The organism is Bradyrhizobium sp. McL0615 (assembly GCF_049993905.1).
In the GTDB taxonomy this organism is placed as follows: domain Bacteria; phylum Pseudomonadota; class Alphaproteobacteria; order Rhizobiales; family Xanthobacteraceae; genus Bradyrhizobium.
Genome location: NZ_CP188254.1, coordinates 7,453,892 through 7,469,192, shown reverse-complemented (window position 1 = coordinate 7,469,192; position 15,301 = coordinate 7,453,892). Strand labels below are relative to the sequence as shown.

The following is a 15,301-nucleotide window of genomic DNA, read 5'->3' as shown; positions in this document are numbered from 1 at the left end:
GCGCCGATGGAACATATCGCATGGATGGCGTGGACGCTGCCGACCGCGATCTTCTTCGTGATGCTGTCGCTGACGCTCGGCGTCATGACCTGGCTTGCGGTCGCCTATCCGGAAGCCGAACGCGTCGGCGTGCTGCGCATTCCGACCACGCGCGGTGACCGCCTGTTCATTTCGCTGGTGCTCGCCGCTGTCATCCATCTGCTGTGGATCGCCTTTGTCGGCATCGACCCGCTTCTGACGCTCCCGATCGGAGAGGGCGTTGAAATATCGAGCCTGTGGCTCGCAACCCTGATTTCGCTTGTTTCGGCCGTTGCGGTTTTCCGCACCGTCTAGGAAGCGAAAAAGAGCAGATCCGGGATCAACCCGGGCCTGAGTTTGTGTTTGTCGCTGCAACCGGAGGAATCAACATGCGACGTTTTAGAGGAAGGAATAGTTCCTTGACCAAGGAGAGCTTTCTGACGATGACCAGCGCAGCTGCGCTGATCGCGGCTTCCATTACGATGGCCGCACCTGCGCGTGCGGACGATGCCGTCAATCAACGGTGGATCGACAGCGAATTCCAGCCTTCGACGCTGTCGAAGGCCGATCAGTTGAAGGAACTGCAGTGGTTTGAAAAGGCCGCCGCGCCCTTCAAGGGAATGGAAATCAGCGTCGTTTCGGAAACCATCCCGACGCATGAGTATGAATCGCGGACGCTGGCGAAAGCCTTCACCGAGATCACCGGCATCAAGGTCAAGCACGACATCATCCAGGAAGGTGACGTCGTTGAGAAGCTGCAGACCCAGATGCAGTCCGGCAAGAACGTCTATGACGGCTGGATCAACGATAGCGATCTGATTGGCACGCACTTCCGGTACAATCAGACCGTGATTCTGTCGGACTACATGACCGGCGAAGGCAAGGCCGTCACCAATCCGCAACTCGACGTCGACGACTTCATCGGGAAATCCTTCACCACCGGTCCGGACAAGAAGCTCTATCAGCTTCCCGACCAGCAGTTCGCGAACCTCTATTGGTTCCGCTACGACTGGTTCTCCAATCCGGAGTACAAGGCCAAGTTCAAGGCCAAGTATGGCTACGATCTCGGCGTTCCCGTGAACTGGTCGGCCTATGAAGACATCGCCGAGTTCTTCACCAACGACATCAAGGAGATCAACGGCGTCAAGGTCTATGGTCACATGGACTACGGCAAGAAGGATCCCTCGCTCGGCTGGCGTTTCACCGACGCCTGGCTGTCGATGGCCGGCAACGGCGACAAGGGCATCCCGAACGGACTGCCGGTCGACGAATGGGGCATCCGCATGGAAGGCTGCCGTCCGGTGGGCTCAAGCGTCGAGCGGGGCGGCGACACCAACGGTCCGGCGGCGGTCTATTCGATCGTCAAATACCTCGAGTGGATGAAGAAGTATGCCCCGCCGCAGGCGCAGGGCATGACCTTCTCCGAATCGGGGCCGGTGCCGGCACAGGGTGCGATCGCGCAGCAGATCTTCTGGTACACGGCCTTCACCGCCGACATGGTGAAGCCGGGCATCCCGGTGATGAATGCCGATGGTACGCCGAAGTGGCGCATGGCGCCGTCGCCGCATGGCTCGTACTGGAAGGAGGGCATGAAGCTCGGCTACCAGGACGCCGGTTCCGCAACGCTGCTGAAGTCGACCCCGCCCGATCGCCGCAAGGCGGCCTGGCTCTATCTGCAGTTCATCAACTCCAAGACGGTGTCACTGAAAAAGAGCCATGTCGGTCTCACCTTCGTGCGTGAATCCGACATCTGGGACAAGTCGTTCACCGAGCGTGCGCCGAAGCTCGGCGGCCTGATCGAGTTCTACCGCTCGCCCGCGCGCGTGCAGTGGACCCCGACCGGCAATAACGTGCCTGACTATCCGAAGCTCGCGCAGTTGTGGTGGCAGAACATCGGCGATGCGTCGTCCGGTGCGAAGACGCCGCAGGCGGCGATGGATGCGCTGGCAGCAGCGCAGGACTCGGTGCTCGAACGTCTTGAGAAGTCCGGCGTGCAGGGCGCCTGCGGGCCGAAGCTGAACAAGAAGGAGACGGCCGAGTTCTGGTTCGCCAAGTCCGCCAAGGACGGCAACATCGCTCCCCAGCGCAAGCTGTCGAACGAAAAGCCGAAGGGCGAAACCGTCGACTACGACACGCTGGTGAAGTCGTGGCCGGCAACGCCTCCCAAGCGCGCCGAGGCGAAGTAATCCCCCGGGCGTCATCGTCCGGCTGGTCCGGACGATCCGGTTCGCCACGGCCTTTCGGCTCGCTTGCCGATGGCTGCGGTGACTGGATGCCCCGCTCTCGCGGGGCATGACAACCCGAGAAAAACGAAAGGCCGGGAGCGATCCCGGCCTTTTTTTTCGTTCGTCATTGCGAGCGGAGCGAAGCAATCCATCTCGACGCTTGCTGAGGCATGGATTGCTTCGTCGCTGTCGCTCCCTTGCGCAAACGCTTTGCGTTTGTCGCAGGCAATGACGGGAGGGGACGTTGCGCCCTTACTCTGCCGCCTGCGCGGCCTCAAGCGTCGGGTAATCGGTGTAGCCCTTGGCGTCGCCGCCGTAGAACGTCGCCTTGTCCGGCGCATTCAGCGGCGCGCCCTTCTTCAGGCGTTCCACCAGGTCGGGGTTGGAAATGAACGGCTTTCCGAACGCGATCAGGTCGGCCGCGTTGGCATCGAGCACCTTATTCGCCAGATCGAAGTCATAGCCGTTGTTGGCGACGTAGGCTCCGCCAAAGCGCTTGCGCAGGGATGCATAGTCGAACGGCGCGATGTCGCGCGGGCCGCCGGTCGCACCCTCGATGACGTGGATGTAGGTCAGCTTCAGCGCGTTGAGCTCATCGACGATGTGATCGAACAGCGGCTGCGGGTTGCTATCGGAGACGTCGTTGGCCGGCGTCACCGGAGAGATGCGGATGCCGGTACGCTCGGGGCCGGCAATGGCGGCCACCACCTTGGATATTTCCAGCATCAGCCTGGCGCGGTTCTCGATCGACCCGCCATAGGCGTCGGTGCGCTTGTTGGTGCCGTCCTTGGCGAACTGATCCAGCAGATAGCCGTTGGCGCCGTGAATCTCGATGCCGTCGAAACCGGCGGCCAGCGCATTCTCGGTGCCGCGTTTGAAATCCTCGATGATGTCAGGAATTTCCGACAGCTCCAGCGCGCGCGGCTCGGAGATATCGGTGAAGGTGCCATTGACGAACGTCTTGCCCTTGGCGCGGATCGCGGATGGCGCCACCGGCCTGCCGCCGCCGGGCTGCAACGTATCGTGCGAGACGCGGCCGACATGCCAGATCTGGATGAAGATGCGCCCGCCTTTTTCATGCACGCGGTCGGTGACCTTGCGCCAGCCCGCGACCTGATCCTTCGAGTAGATGCCGGGCGTATCCTGATAGCCCTGGCCCTGCTGCGAAACCTGGCTCGCCTCGGTGATCAGCAGCCCTGCGGAAGCGCGCTGGCCGTAATAGTCGACCGCCAGCGGGCTCGGCACCATGCCCGGAGGTACCGCGCGGTTACGGGTCAGCGGCGCCATCACGAGGCGGTTCGGAAGCGTGATCGGGCCAAGCTTAAAGGGCTCGAACAGTCTGGTCTGGCTCATGTCAGGGTGTTCCGGGTCAATGATGATAGGGAACATGTTGGGCATTGCGGCCGTTTTCGCAATGGCGAAAGCCATTCGGCGCGCGCAGACGAGCTGCGCACGCGTTTCGCGACCCAGCGCGGCGTGCCGGTGCTGGACCAGTGTAGGATGATCTGTTCGGAATCGGCAGCGGCGCAGCATGAGCCGCCTCTCGCGCGACGGTCCGGCGGCCGGGGCATTCCGGGCGGCAGGCCGGAGGGCGGCGCGGCTGACCGATCGGCCGGCCGGCGTGGCGCGATCACATTGCAGCGAGCGCGCTTTTTCCACCCACGCTCACGGGCGCCTGCGCCGCGACACTCGCCCTCTTGGCGTCCAGTTCGATGGCGGGCCCGGCGACATCCACCTGCATCAGCTCGAAGGTCAGGCATTCGCAGCCGATCGAGCGGAACACCTGGTTGGCTGCCTTCTGGACATTGTTGCTGAAGGTCTGGTGATCGGTCTGGATTTCCAGCCGCGTTTTGCGGCTGCACATCGCTTTCACGACCGATTGCAGGCGCATGCAGATCTCGTCCCGGTAATTCTGCGTGCTTTCGAAGGTGGCCCTGGGGTCGACGATCTGGGTCCGCACGACATAGGTAAGGTTGAGGGAAAAGCGGTCCGTCGAAACGGTGCCCTGGTTGAGCCTGAAGATTTCGGGACGGCGGTCGATCCGCGCGATCTGCCGGCTGCCGGCCCGGATGCGGTGCCGCCCGGGGGGCAGGGCCCTTTCGAAGCGTCCGTTCCGGTAGAGCAACATGGTCTCAAACTGCTGGACGCAGATCCGGTCGAAGCCGACCAGCGCCATGACGCCTTTCCTGAACAGCGTGGAAATCCAGGCCCAGGTGCCAGCGATCACGGCGATGACGATCAGGAAAAAAGCCATCGATCCCAGAAGTTCACCCACGCTTTGCCTTCTCCTGCCTTGTTTTTATCTCGTTGGCTTTTTTATCTCGTTGGCGACGCTGCGATGCCGGTTCTTCCCCTTGCTTTTTTCCTGGCTTGATACGTCGAAATTAAGTCATCACCGTTTCGATCGGAGCGGGTAACAAAAAAATAATCGGACAGTTGCCCGGTCATTTGCATTTTGAATAGACTCATTTTTCGGACACCGGATTGTTCGCGACTTTGCCACGCTTTTGCAAGGGACGCATCGTATCTGGAATCGTTATTGCAACGAAGGGTTGTGAGGGGTGGGCGATGTATGCCGTTCAGTTCCCGGCCCGTGCGGTAGATCCAGTGCGCTGCGGCTTACTCCCGTCATTGCGAGCGCAGCGACGCAATCCATAGCTCGGCAAGCGGAGAGGTGGATTGCGTCGCTGCGCTCGCAATGACGGGGATATGGTTTCGCGTTCTCGCGACTTCTTTCGCCCGAGGTTTGCATCATCATTTGCCTCTCCTCGAAATCGGAGGGCGCAGGGAAGACCGGGTGCACGCTGCACCCACGGTCTCGTGTGCAATCTGCGCATGAGAAACGCGCACACGAGCATACAGGTACAGGCGGAGCATCCCGGCCTTCCCTGCGCAGTGGCTTTACGGCTTACTTCGTGCTCTCCCCGGCGAACGGCTCTTTTGCCACCGTCGCCTCCGAGAAGCTTCGCTTCTCTCGGACTTAATGCCAGCACCGCGACATCAGGACCACACGACTTCACCGTACGCTCGAGCCACACACGTCAGTCGCAGCTCTCGCGTCCACCGCATCCCACCGCGCGTTCGTGACGTTCGCGAGCGCCCCTCTCATCGGGTGAGACGGGCGGAGATATGTGGCTGATTTGGCCATCGTGTTAAGCGGAATATTTTTGCGCGAAGGACTGGACAGGTTTTACTGATTTGCCCGTCGTGTTGATTTGTCGCACGGATGCACAGGATTTGCGCTTGCGCGGCAAGCAAATCAGTCCGCAGCGCAGGTCCGTAGGGTGGGCAAAGCGTAAGCGTGCCCACCAATTCACACTGTGCTCGTGATGGTGGGCACGCTTCGCTTTGCCCACCCTACGCTTTACGCGGACTGCAGCCTCGCTACAGCAAGCAAAGCCGATGGAGCTTGCACGAACGCACCCCCGATGACGGCGAAACGTGCTCGACCTAGCTGTGCGTGGAAACGTCGACGCCGTCAGTCGCATACTGCCGGATCTTGTTCCGCATCGTGCGCACCGAAAGTCCGAGCACGCGTGCTGCGTGGGTGCGATTGCCGTGGCAGCGCGCCAGCGTCTGCAGCACGAGCTCGCGCTCGATCGCCTCGATTGTGGAGCCGATCAGCATCGGCACGATCTGGTGGGGTGAAAGGGTCTGAGACTCCGACAGCGGAATCTCGGGCACGGGAACACAGTCCAGGCCAAGATACACGTCACCGCACCCGCCAAGATACTCCTGGGGCATCAACACCTCCCGATCGACGCTTGCTCCGAAACGCGGAGCAGAAACATCAGGAATCAACGGCCCCCAAGCCGTAGACGGAGGGTGGGCGCGAATCGGTTAATGAAAGGTTAAATGGCACGGAAAGGTTTTGACGTCGCTTTGTCACACCCTGAAGTATATGTTCAGCGGCGGGCAGATAGACCTGTCAGCAGCGTAGGATGGGTAGAGCCCAGCGAAACCCATCGTCGCTCGCGCCCAGTCCGCCATGCTCTCGTTGCGAAAGATGGCGATGTCGCTTCGCTCGTCCGTCCTGCACGCTGGTTGTCGAAAACTCGACCGTCACCACTTCAACCATTCGTAGCCCGCATGAGCGGAGCGATATGCGGGGAGATTTTCTTGACGTAGTCCCGGATGTCGCGGCGCTCATCCGGGCTACTTGCTAACGCGCCGGCTCTTTCGTCCGTTCTTCGGTTGCGATCGATTGTGCAGGCTTGGTCGAGCGAACCATCAGAAATGTTCCAGACAGCCCTGGCAACCTCCAGCGCCCATCGATTTCTGTCGCGTCAGCATTTACCACGCCTTCATAAAAGACCGTGTCATAGCCGCAGCCAGATGGCTCGTAACGTTTGATGAACGAGACCGCGCTGCCGGATCGATGGCCCGCAATCGAGGCGTTGTGGGTGCCGCCCACCAGGCAGCCGGGCAAGATGCAGGGTTCGGTCACGTTTCCGCCGAGCGCGCCACCGGAATCGATAAGCGTCGCCAGAAACGTGACCATTCCAATTTGCGACTGAACATAGGTGCCGTCCCAGACACCGGTCAGATTGTCGGTCATTGCGATTCAGGTGAGTGCGCAGCCCTCACAACACCCGATTACTCTCCTTCACCTTCTCCGCATCCAGATACACGCTCGACCCCATCTCCTTGAACTTCTGGCTCATCGCCGCCATCCCATCCTCGATGGTCCCGCTCACCGACATCCCGACACTCGCCGGATCATTCAACGTCGCCGCGTAATCCCGCACGTCCTGCGTGATCTTCATCGAGCAGAATTTTGGGCCGCACATCGAGCAGAAATGCGCGACCTTGTGGGCTTCCTTCGGCAGGGTCTCGTCGTGGAAGCTCTTTGCGGTGTCCGGATCGAGGCCGAGGTTGAACTGGTCGGTCCAGCGGAAGTCGAACCTCGCACGGGAGAGCGCGTCGTCGCGCAGTTGCGCGGCGGGGTGGCCCTTGGCGAGGTCGGAGGCGTGGGCGGCGATCTTGTAGGTGATGACGCCGACCTTGACGTCGTTACGATCAGGCAGGCCGAGATGTTCCTTCGGTGTCACATAGCAAAGCATGGCGCAGCCGAACCAGCCGATCATGGCCGCGCCGATGCCCGAGGTGATGTGGTCGTAGCCCGGCGCGATATCGGTGGTCAGCGGGCCTAACGTGTAGAACGGGGCTTCGCCACATTCCTTGAGCTGCTTGTCCATGTTGATCTTGATCTTGTGCATCGGCACGTGGCCGGGGCCTTCGATCATCACCTGGCAGCCTTTTTCCCACGCAATCTTGGTGAGCTCGCCGAGCGTCTCCAGTTCGGCGAATTGCGCGCGGTCATTGGCATCGGCGATCGAGCCGGGGCGCAGGCCGTCGCCGAGCGAGAACGAGACGTCATACTTGCGCATGAGGTCGCAGATCTCGTCGAAATGGGTATAGAGGAAGCTCTCCTTGTGATGCGCCAGGCACCACTTCGCCATGATCGAGCCGCCGCGCGACACGATGCCGGTGACGCGGTTGGCGGTGAGGTGGATGTAGGGCAGGCGCACGCCGGCGTGAATGGTGAAATAATCGACGCCCTGTTCGCACTGTTCGATCAGCGTGTCCTTGTAGAGCTCCCAGGTCAGTTTGACCGGATCGCCTTCGCACTTTTCCAGCGCTTGATAAATCGGAACGGTGCCGATCGGGATCGGCGCGTTGCGCAAGATCCATTCCCGCGTGGTGTGGATGTTGCGGCCGGTGGAGAGGTCCATCACGGTGTCAGCGCCCCAGCGGATCGCCCACACCATCTTGTCGACTTCTTCTTCGACCGACGAGGTGACGGCGGAGTTGCCGATATTGGCGTTGATCTTGGTCAGGAAGTTGCGGCCGATGATCATCGGCTCGAGCTCGGCGTGGTTGATGTTGCAGGGGATGATGGCGCGGCCGCGCGCGATCTCGGAGCGCACGAATTCCGGCGTGACGAAGGCGGGGACTTCCGCGCCAAAGCTTTCGCCGTCGGCGAGGGCGGCTTCGGCACGTTCGAGCTGCTTTTTGCGGCCGAGGTTTTCGCGCTCGGCGACGTAGATCATCTCTTTCGTGATGATGCCGGCACGGGCGAATTCGAGCTGGGTGATCTTGTGGCCGTCGAGGCCGCGCAGCGGGTTGTGATGCGCGGTGAACGCCTTTGCGGCGTGCGAGGCGCCGACATTGCCGTTATCTTCCGGCTTGATGTCGCGGCCCTGATACTCCTCGACGCCGCCGCGTTCCTTCACCCAGGCGAGACGGTTGCGCGACAGGCCGGCGTTGACGTCGATGGTCACCGTCGGGTCGGTGTAGGGGCCGGAGGTGTCGTAGACCGGCAGGTTCGGCTCGCCGGCGCCTTCGCTCAGGATGATTTCGCGGAGCGGCACGCGCAGGTCGGGCGCGGCGTCGGGGGTAGCGAAGATCTTTCGCGACGAGGGCAGGGGGCCGGTGGTGACGGCGGGAAGCGTGGTGTCGGGATTGGAGCGGATGTTCATTATGTTATCCTCCTTGTTCTAATTCGTTGGCATCGCTGAGCGAGAAACGGCTACCGCTGTCATCCCCGCGAAAGCGGGGATCCAGTATCCCAGAGACCGCGCTGAGGGGCGGAGAGGCCGCGGCGTACTGGATCGCCCGGTCAAGCCGGGCGATGACGGCGGAATGACTGGCACGGTGCTTCGAACAGTGCGCATCACGCGGCCTCCGCGCTCTGGCCGAGCCACTGCCGCACCCGCGCATCCGGATCGGCGTTCTGCGTGACATCGCCGACGACGGCGATGGAATCCGCGCCGGCGGCAAAAATTTCGGCCGACTGTTCGAACTTGATGCCGCCGATCGCGACCAGCGGGATGCTGCCTACGCGCTTCTTCCACTCGGTAATTTTTGCAATGCCCTGCGGCGCGAAGCGCATCGATTTCAGCGTGGTGGGGAAGATCGGGCCGAGCGCGATGTAGTCCGGCTTCGCGGCAAGCGCGGTCGCCAGTTCCGCGTCGTCATGGGTGGAGATGCCGAGCGTCAATCCTGCTTTGCGGATTTCGCTGAGGTCGGCGTCGGCAAGGTCTTCCTGGCCGAGATGCAGGTGCGTTGCGCCGGCGACGATCGCCGCGCGCCAGTAATCATTGACCACGAGTTTGGCGTCGGTGCCCTTGATGGCCTCCAGCGCGTCGCTCACGATCTGCAGCGCCTCTGAATCATTGAGGTCCTTGGCGCGCAGCTGGATGGTGCCGGCGCCGAGCAGCGCCAGCCGCGTCACCCAGGCGACGTTGTGAACGACGGGATAGAATTTATCAGGATACGGCATGCCAGAACGGGGTCCCGATCACAGGGGTTGAGGGCGAGGCGAAGTCGCGGGCTTCCATCAGCCCGGCTTCATAAGCGGTGCGGCCGGCTTCCACGCCGAGGCGGAATGCGTTGGCCATCGCGACCGGGTCGGCGGCTTTGGCCACGGCGGTGTTGAGCAGCACGGCGTCGTAGCCGAGTTCGAGGGCGTGGGCGGCATGTGAGGGCGCGCCGAGGCCGGCGTCGACCACCAGCGTGATGTCGGGCAGGCGCTCGCGCATCAGCCTCAAGGCATCGCGGTTGGTGATGCCTTTTGCACTTCCGATCGGCGCGGCCCACGGCATCGCCACCTTGCAGCCGGCATCGACCAGCCGCATCGCGACCGAAAGGTCTTCGGTGCAATAGGGGAACACTTCAAAGCCGTCCTTGATCAGGATGGCGGCGGCTTCGACCAGGCCGACCACGTCGGGCTGCAGCGTGTCGTTGTCGGCGATCACCTCCAGCTTGATCCAGGGCGTTCCGAACAATTCGCGCGCCAGTTTTGCCGTCGTCACCGCCTCGCGCACGCTGCGGCAGCCGGCGGTGTTCGGCAGCACCGTGACGCCGAGCTCGCGGATCAGCGACCAGAACGCATCGCCGGTCTTGCCGCCGGCGGCTTCGCGCCGCAGCGACACGGTGACGATATTGGCTCCCGATGCGCGGATCGCGTCCTGCATGATCGCGGGCGAGGGGTACAAGGCCGTGCCGATCAGCAGGCGGGAGGAGAAGGTTTTGCCGTAGAAGTTGAGCATGCTCACGGTGTCTCCTCAAATGATCCTGTCGTCTCGACAACGCCACTCGTCATCCCCGCGAAGGCGGGGATCCAGTACGCCGGGAAGCCAGCGATCAAACCGATAGGCCGCGGAGTACTGGGTCGCCCGGTCAAGCCGGGCGATGACGGTTTGGCTCCCTCGCCCCGCGCTTGCGGGGAGAGGGTCGGGGTGAGGGGCTCTCTCCGCGAGTGTGATCTATCGATGGACCTGTACCCCCTCACCCGGATCGCAAGCGCGATCCGACCTCTCCCCGCAAGCGGGGAGAGGTTAAGGGAGACCGCGGCGCGATTCACCATCACTTCACCCTCCCTGCCGCGGCGTGATGATCTCGATCTCGTCGCCGCTCTTCAGCACAGTCTCCGCCCAGCGGTTTTTCGGCAGCACATCGTAATTCAGCGCGATCGCGAAATGCGTGCCTTCATATTCGAGCTCGCTGAGCAGGGCGTCGACGCGGGACGAGGCGATCTCCCGCTGCTCCCCATTGACGGTCACACGCATCGCATCACCTCATTGTCGATCGCGCCGCGCTGGACATAGCCAAGCGTCAGCTCGGCCAGCGCAGGCGCCAGCAGAAAGCCGTGGCGGTAAAGGCCGTTCACCGCGATCTTCTTGTCGACCGTGATGCGCGGTAGGTTATCCGGGTAGGCGGGACGAAGGCCCGAGCCGAATTCGACGATGCGCGCTTCGGCAAAGGCCGGGTGCACGGCATAGGCGGCGCCGAGCAGTTCCAGCGCCGAGCGCACGCTGACGCCGGTGTCCTCGGCCTCGATCGAGGTTGCGCCCAGCATGAATTTGTTGTCGCCGCGCGGGATCACGTAGAGCGGCCAGCGCGGATGGATCAGCCGCACCGGGCGCGACAGCTCGACCTCGGATGTCTCGACGATGATCATCTCGCCCTTGACGCCGCGCAATTCGGGCTGCTCGTCGCGGGCGGACAGACCGCGGCAGTCGATCACGATGCCGTCGAGATCTTCCGCGCTGGTGTCGCAGTCGAACTTGATGGTGCCGCCGGCGGCTTCGATCCGGGCATGCAGTTCGGGCAGCACTTTTCGCGGCTCGACATGACCTTCACCGGCATAGAACAGGCCGTCGCGGAAACGGCCGTCCAGCGACGGTTCGAGTTCGCTTAGCCCGTGCCCGTCGAGCCTGACATGGCCTGATGTCAGTTTCGCAAAGCGTTCGAAATCGGCGCGGTCGCGCGCATGCGCCACGACCAGCGAACCGTTGAACGGGGTGTTGGGAAAATGCTCGCGCCACAGGTCGAGCGAGCGGATGCCGAGCCGGCCGATCGCGGGCTCCGAGGTTTCGGCCTCGCACCAGGGCGCCAGCATGCCGCCGGCCCAGTGGCTGGTGGAAAGCGTCATATCGGCGTCACTGCGCTCATACAGAGTGACGGCATGGCCGGCCTGCGCGAACAGCAACGCCTGCCATGCGCCGGCAATGCCCGCGCCGATGATGGAAACGGGGGAATCCCCCCGCGGATCTGACTTCTGGTACATCCCTGTCCCTTCGCCGGCATGACCCGGATCAGGTTCAAAGGGTCACCGCGGTCCTGGGCTGAACTGCCCAAGCTTGCGGTATCTCAGCTCCTCATCGGAGCACCCCTCGGAACAGGGCTAATGTAGGCAGTTGGGCTGACGTGTCAACGCGGCTTTGCGGGAACTGCACCGCTGTCGCGCCTCGGACAGGCTGAACCGGGGCCCAAAACGCCGCTATTTGCAAAACCCCCGCTATTTGGAGGTCTGCATTGCGTTCGCCTCGGCGGGGACTTTCGCCGTTTCGACCGGCTTGGCGACGATTTTTGGCGGCGCATCACTCGCGAGCATCGGCGCGGCCACTTTGGGCTGTTCGAACCGCTGGCGTTTTGCCGCGTAGTAATAGCCGCTCGCATAATAACGCACGGCGCGGCTGTGATCGCCGTTGGCGGCGCGATAGGCGCCGGCGAGATATTTGACGCCCCAGGCGAGATTGGTGTCGGGATCGCGCAGGCCCGCGGCGTCACCGGTGTAGCCGAGGCCGCGCGCGGTCGGCAGCTTGATCTGCATCAGCCCGATGGTGCCGCCGCGCCCGACGAGGCCAGCATGATATTTGCTCTCACGCACGATCACGCGGTGCACCAGCGCTTCCGGCACGTTGTTGGCGCGCGCATGGCTTGCGACCATGCTGTCATACTGCGCGCGGCTCTGCGCCATCGCATCGGGCGAAACCAAGAGCGCTGCGGCGGCGGCGAACGCAAACGTCGGAAAACTTTTCATAAAAAAATCTCTGCGGACGGATGTTAACGACTGTTGGTTTGGGTAGTTCCATTACCGGGCGCAGATGTGGCGAAAAACCGACGACATCGCGGCGAGATCTTGCAGGCAGCGCATTCGTTAACGGACCAACGGTGGGCGCGCCGCGCAAATTGTTAGTGCGATGCATCGCGTCTGCTACGCGAACTGCGTCATGCCGACGCGCATGATTGTCGTGCAAATGAATCGATGAAAGTGTACAAGCGTTGCCGCCAGAATGTTTAGTTTTGACAGCAATCCTGTCTCATTCAACGACATAATAATCGTCGATCAAGCAAAACGTCGTCGGCAAGACGTCAAAAGGGAGATGCGCCATGGCTCGACTCGATTCCAGCTATCTGCCTCGCGGCAATCCCTGTGCGCAGTGTGGCAAGCCGATCCCGAGACCCGATTGGGTCGAGAGCAGTCCGGGCCGCACGTCCTTCCTCTGGTTCTGTCGCGCCTGCGATTATCGCTTCGAGGCGATCGCGATCTATGAGGAAGCGGATCCCGACGCGCTGGCAGCCTGACGCAACTATCTAGGCCGCAGCGCGGTCGCTGTTCTGGCGAACCGGCAATCGTATCCGAACCACCAGTCCATGTGGCTGCCGGTCGTGCAGCGACAGTGTGCCGCCATGCGCGGTTGCAATGGCGTTGGTGATCGAAAGACCGAGGCCGAAGCCTGCCGCTTCGTCCATGTTGCGGGCCTCGTCGCCGCGCACGAACGGCTCCAGCATGTTCTGCTTCAGCGCATCGGAAATGCCGGGGCCGTCGTCTTCGACGTCGATGGTGAGGTGATCCGCCAAGACGCGCAGCCGGATCACCGCCTCGGCGCCGAACCGCACGGCGTTCTCCACCAGATTGGTGACGGCGCGGTGCAGATCGTCCGGCCGCACCGTGGCCATAGCGTGCGCGGGGCCGTCATAGCCGACCTTGCGTCCCATGTCGGCGAACTGGTCGGTGATCAGCTGCAGCGTGCTGGCGACATCGGTCAGCGTCATGGCCTCCAACCTGCGGCCGTTGCGCAGGAACGACAGCACCGATTCCAGCATTGAGCGCATCTGGTCGAGGTCGTCGAGCATGCGGCTGCGGTGGGTCTCGTCCTCGATGAATTCGGAGCGCAGACGCATTCTTGTGATCGGCGTGCGCAGATCGTGGCTGATCGCGGCGAGCATTTTGGTGCGGTCGTCGATCAGGCCGGTGATGCGCTGGCGCATGCGATTGAGCGCGCGTGCGACCGAGCGGATTTCCTCCGGCCCGCGTTCGGGCAGCGGCGCCGCGCCGCCGTTGAGGCTGAAGCTCTCGGCGGCCTTGGCGAAGGACGACAAGGGCGCGGTCAATGCGCGGGCCGCCCACAGGCCCAGCAACGTGACGCTGATGACGGCAAACAGCAGCGTCATCATCCAGGGCCCGCCGAGAAATGGCGGCCGCGGCCGGTCCGGCAGGACGTTGGCCGAAATCAACATGCCGTCCGGCAAGCCGATGCCGAGCTTGCGGGGCTCGCCGCCCGCAAGCGGGAAGATGCGATAGTCATGGCCGAGACGCCGCTGCAGGCCGTGCGAGTTGAACCCGCTGGCTGCGTCCGCCGCAGGCATCGACCCGGAGGGAAGGATTTCGATGCCGAGCTGTGGAAAGGCGCGCGCGATGTCGGCGGACAGCCGCGACCGTTCGAAGGCGGGCGCGGCGCCGAGCAACTGCACGGACGCGGCAAGCTGGCCGTGGCCGCCGCGATCGAACGACGGATCCGGCTGGTCGGGCCGGTGCAGAAAAAAGCTCGCAGTGATGATCAGATGGAGGGCAGCGATCGAGACGACGACGAGGGCTGCAATCTGGCCGCTGATGCCGCGCAGATTCAAAAGGCCCATCATGATCAGTGGCCGGCGGCGGTCATCGCCTCGACGCTGGGTTCAACGCGCGGCGTGAACATGTAGCCGCCGGAGCGCACTGTCTTGATCATGGTGGCGGCTTGCGGATCGGCTTCGATCTTGCGACGGATGCGGCTGACCAGCACGTCGATCGAGCGTTCGAACGAGCCGGCATTGCGGCCCTGCGTGAGGTCGAGCAGGCTGTCGCGCGACAGCACCCGGCCGGGCCGCTCGCAGAATGTTCGCAGCAGGTCGAACTCGGCGCTGGTCATGGCGACGTGCGCGCCCTCGGGATTGCGCAACTCGCGTAGCCGGAAATCGATCCGCCAACCTGCAAATGCAAGCGCGGTCGCGCCCTCGGTGGCACTGGCGGTGAAGGCTATGGCCTGCCGGCGCAGCACCGCGTTGATCCGGGCCAGCAATTCGCGCGGGTTGAACGGCTTGGCCAGATAGTCGTCGGCGCCCATCTCCAGGCCGAGGATGCGATCGACGTCCTCGCCACGCGCGGTCAGCATGATGATCGGGGTCTGCGATTGCGCGCGCACCTTGCGGCACAGGCTGAGGCCGTCCTCGCCGGGCAGCATGACGTCGAGAATCAAGAGATCGACCCTGCGGTCGGTCATGGCGCGGGCCATCTCGCGGCCGTCGGCCGCGGTCGCCACGTTGCAGGCGTTGTTGCGCAGGTATTTTGCGATCAGCGACCGCGTCTCGCGATCGTCCTCAACGACAAGGATGTTGGGTATTGCCTGGGCCATACCGACCTTTTGTCGGTGATTCGGGCGTGCGTGCGAAGGATTTTTGTTTCCGGATGTTTCTGGATAACTCGGGGCAACACCGGGCAACAGGCG

At 62.9% G+C, this 15,301-nt stretch carries 16 protein-coding genes and 1 riboswitch; of the genes, 4 read left to right on the top strand and 12 right to left on the bottom strand.

Translation table 11 applies throughout. The features are described from left to right. Nucleotides 1–6: 6 nt before the first annotated feature. Both ACPPVP_RS35880 and ACPPVP_RS35875 read left to right on the top strand, forming a co-directional pair. Nucleotides 7–333: a DUF2160 domain-containing protein gene (locus ACPPVP_RS35880; RefSeq protein WP_426528275.1), complete on the top strand. Its 327-nt coding sequence runs from the start codon at nt 7–9 to the stop codon at nt 331–333. Nucleotides 334–407: 74 nt separating this feature from the next. Continuing rightward, complete coding sequence (locus ACPPVP_RS35875; RefSeq protein ID WP_426528274.1) at nt 408–2,204, top strand: ABC transporter substrate-binding protein; 1,797 nt, start codon at nt 408–410, stop codon at nt 2,202–2,204. Nucleotides 2,205–2,495: 291 nt separating this feature from the next. Here the strand turns inward: ACPPVP_RS35875 and ACPPVP_RS35870 are convergent, their stop codons facing one another. Beyond that, entirely contained in the window at nt 2,496–3,596 is a 1,101-nt protein-coding gene (locus ACPPVP_RS35870; RefSeq protein WP_426528273.1) for an alkene reductase, read from the bottom strand. Between the two features lie 277 nt (nt 3,597–3,873). Then, nucleotides 3,874–4,419 (bottom strand): SPFH domain-containing protein, encoded by a 546-nt coding sequence (locus tag ACPPVP_RS35865; RefSeq protein WP_426528272.1) that lies wholly within the window; start codon nt 4,417–4,419, stop codon nt 3,874–3,876. Between ACPPVP_RS35865 and ACPPVP_RS35860 the strand changes: the two genes are divergently transcribed. After that, complete coding sequence (locus tag ACPPVP_RS35860; RefSeq protein ID WP_426528271.1) at nt 4,418–4,660, top strand: hypothetical protein; 243 nt, start codon at nt 4,418–4,420, stop codon at nt 4,658–4,660. The genes ACPPVP_RS35865 and ACPPVP_RS35860 overlap by 2 nt on opposite strands. A 1,033-nt stretch (nt 4,661–5,693) precedes the next feature. On the opposite strand, the gene ACPPVP_RS35855 is transcribed toward ACPPVP_RS35860, so the two are convergent. From ACPPVP_RS35855 to ACPPVP_RS35820, 8 genes are all read right to left on the bottom strand, one after another. Continuing rightward, nucleotides 5,694–5,987 (bottom strand): helix-turn-helix domain-containing protein, encoded by a 294-nt coding sequence (locus ACPPVP_RS35855; RefSeq protein ID WP_426528270.1) that lies wholly within the window; start codon nt 5,985–5,987, stop codon nt 5,694–5,696. 418 nt (nt 5,988–6,405) lie between these two features. Continuing rightward, complete coding sequence (locus ACPPVP_RS35850) at nt 6,406–6,801, bottom strand: hypothetical protein (protein ID WP_426528269.1); 396 nt, start codon at nt 6,799–6,801, stop codon at nt 6,406–6,408. Nucleotides 6,802–6,826: 25 nt separating this feature from the next. Further along, nucleotides 6,827–8,725: a phosphomethylpyrimidine synthase ThiC gene (gene thiC / locus ACPPVP_RS35845; RefSeq protein ID WP_426528268.1), complete on the bottom strand. Its 1,899-nt coding sequence runs from the start codon at nt 8,723–8,725 to the stop codon at nt 6,827–6,829. A 194-nt stretch (nt 8,726–8,919) separates the two neighbouring features. After that, the gene (locus ACPPVP_RS35840) at nt 8,920–9,528 is read right to left on the bottom strand and encodes a thiamine phosphate synthase (protein WP_426528267.1); all 609 of its coding nucleotides are present in this window, start codon (nt 9,526–9,528) and stop codon (nt 8,920–8,922) included. Next, a complete protein-coding gene (locus tag ACPPVP_RS35835; RefSeq protein ID WP_426538227.1) occupies nt 9,515–10,297 on the bottom strand; it encodes a thiazole synthase in 783 nt (260 codons plus the stop codon). Before ACPPVP_RS35835 ends, ACPPVP_RS35840 begins: the two co-directional genes overlap by 14 nt. A 321-nt stretch (nt 10,298–10,618) precedes the next feature. Beyond that, the gene (gene thiS, locus ACPPVP_RS35830) at nt 10,619–10,816 is read right to left on the bottom strand and encodes a sulfur carrier protein ThiS (RefSeq protein WP_426528266.1); all 198 of its coding nucleotides are present in this window, start codon (nt 10,814–10,816) and stop codon (nt 10,619–10,621) included. Then, entirely contained in the window at nt 10,807–11,817 is a 1,011-nt protein-coding gene (locus ACPPVP_RS35825) for an FAD-dependent oxidoreductase (RefSeq protein ID WP_426528265.1), read from the bottom strand. Before ACPPVP_RS35825 ends, thiS begins: the two co-directional genes overlap by 10 nt. Further along, nucleotides 11,805–11,934: riboswitch (TPP riboswitch) on the bottom strand. Its footprint overlaps the gene before it by 13 nt. 114 nt (nt 11,935–12,048) lie before the next feature. Then, the gene (locus ACPPVP_RS35820; protein WP_426528264.1) at nt 12,049–12,573 is read right to left on the bottom strand and encodes a transglycosylase SLT domain-containing protein; all 525 of its coding nucleotides are present in this window, start codon (nt 12,571–12,573) and stop codon (nt 12,049–12,051) included. 350 nt (nt 12,574–12,923) lie between these two features. Between ACPPVP_RS35820 and ACPPVP_RS35815 the strand changes: the two genes are divergently transcribed. Further along, the gene (locus ACPPVP_RS35815) at nt 12,924–13,118 is read left to right on the top strand and encodes a hypothetical protein (RefSeq protein ID WP_057854958.1); all 195 of its coding nucleotides are present in this window, start codon (nt 12,924–12,926) and stop codon (nt 13,116–13,118) included. 9 nt (nt 13,119–13,127) lie between these two features. Here the strand turns inward: ACPPVP_RS35815 and ACPPVP_RS35810 are convergent, their stop codons facing one another. Continuing rightward, the gene (locus ACPPVP_RS35810) at nt 13,128–14,456 is read right to left on the bottom strand and encodes an ATP-binding protein (protein WP_426528263.1); all 1,329 of its coding nucleotides are present in this window, start codon (nt 14,454–14,456) and stop codon (nt 13,128–13,130) included. Between the two features lie 2 nt (nt 14,457–14,458). Next, nucleotides 14,459–15,208 carry a response regulator gene (locus ACPPVP_RS35805; RefSeq protein WP_426528262.1) on the bottom strand — a complete coding sequence of 250 codons (750 nt, stop codon included), beginning with the start codon at nt 15,206–15,208 and terminating at the stop codon, nt 14,459–14,461. Nucleotides 15,209–15,301: the final 93 nt, after the last annotated feature.

Bases quoted from the DNA above. Each gene is read 5' to 3' on its own strand.
- ACPPVP_RS35875 (WP_426528274.1), top strand. From the start codon at position 408: ATGCGACGTTTTAGAGGAAGGAATAGTTCCTTGACCAAGGAGAGCTTT.
- ACPPVP_RS35865 (WP_426528272.1), bottom strand. From the start codon at position 4,419: ATGGCGCTGGTCGGCTTCGACCGGATCTGCGTCCAGCAGTTTGAGACC.
- ACPPVP_RS35815 (WP_057854958.1), top strand. From the start codon at position 12,924: ATGGCTCGACTCGATTCCAGCTATCTGCCTCGCGGCAATCCCTGTGCG.
- ACPPVP_RS35850 (WP_426528269.1), bottom strand. From the start codon at position 6,801: ATGACCGACAATCTGACCGGTGTCTGGGACGGCACCTATGTTCAGTCG.
- ACPPVP_RS35870 (WP_426528273.1), bottom strand. From the start codon at position 3,596: ATGAGCCAGACCAGACTGTTCGAGCCCTTTAAGCTTGGCCCGATCACG.
- thiS (WP_426528266.1), bottom strand. From the start codon at position 10,816: ATGCGTGTGACCGTCAATGGGGAGCAGCGGGAGATCGCCTCGTCCCGC.
- ACPPVP_RS35835 (WP_426538227.1), bottom strand. From the start codon at position 10,297: ATGCTCAACTTCTACGGCAAAACCTTCTCCTCCCGCCTGCTGATCGGC.
- ACPPVP_RS35855 (WP_426528270.1), bottom strand. From the start codon at position 5,987: ATGCCCCAGGAGTATCTTGGCGGGTGCGGTGACGTGTATCTTGGCCTG.
- ACPPVP_RS35805 (WP_426528262.1), bottom strand. From the start codon at position 15,208: ATGGCCCAGGCAATACCCAACATCCTTGTCGTTGAGGACGATCGCGAG.
- ACPPVP_RS35820 (WP_426528264.1), bottom strand. From the start codon at position 12,573: ATGAAAAGTTTTCCGACGTTTGCGTTCGCCGCCGCCGCAGCGCTCTTG.
- ACPPVP_RS35860 (WP_426528271.1), top strand. From the start codon at position 4,418: ATGACGCCTTTCCTGAACAGCGTGGAAATCCAGGCCCAGGTGCCAGCG.
- ACPPVP_RS35880 (WP_426528275.1), top strand. From the start codon at position 7: ATGGAACATATCGCATGGATGGCGTGGACGCTGCCGACCGCGATCTTC.
- ACPPVP_RS35810 (WP_426528263.1), bottom strand. From the start codon at position 14,456: ATGATGGGCCTTTTGAATCTGCGCGGCATCAGCGGCCAGATTGCAGCC.
- ACPPVP_RS35825 (WP_426528265.1), bottom strand. From the start codon at position 11,817: ATGTACCAGAAGTCAGATCCGCGGGGGGATTCCCCCGTTTCCATCATC.
- ACPPVP_RS35840 (WP_426528267.1), bottom strand. From the start codon at position 9,528: ATGCCGTATCCTGATAAATTCTATCCCGTCGTTCACAACGTCGCCTGG.
- thiC (WP_426528268.1), bottom strand. From the start codon at position 8,725: ATGAACATCCGCTCCAATCCCGACACCACGCTTCCCGCCGTCACCACC.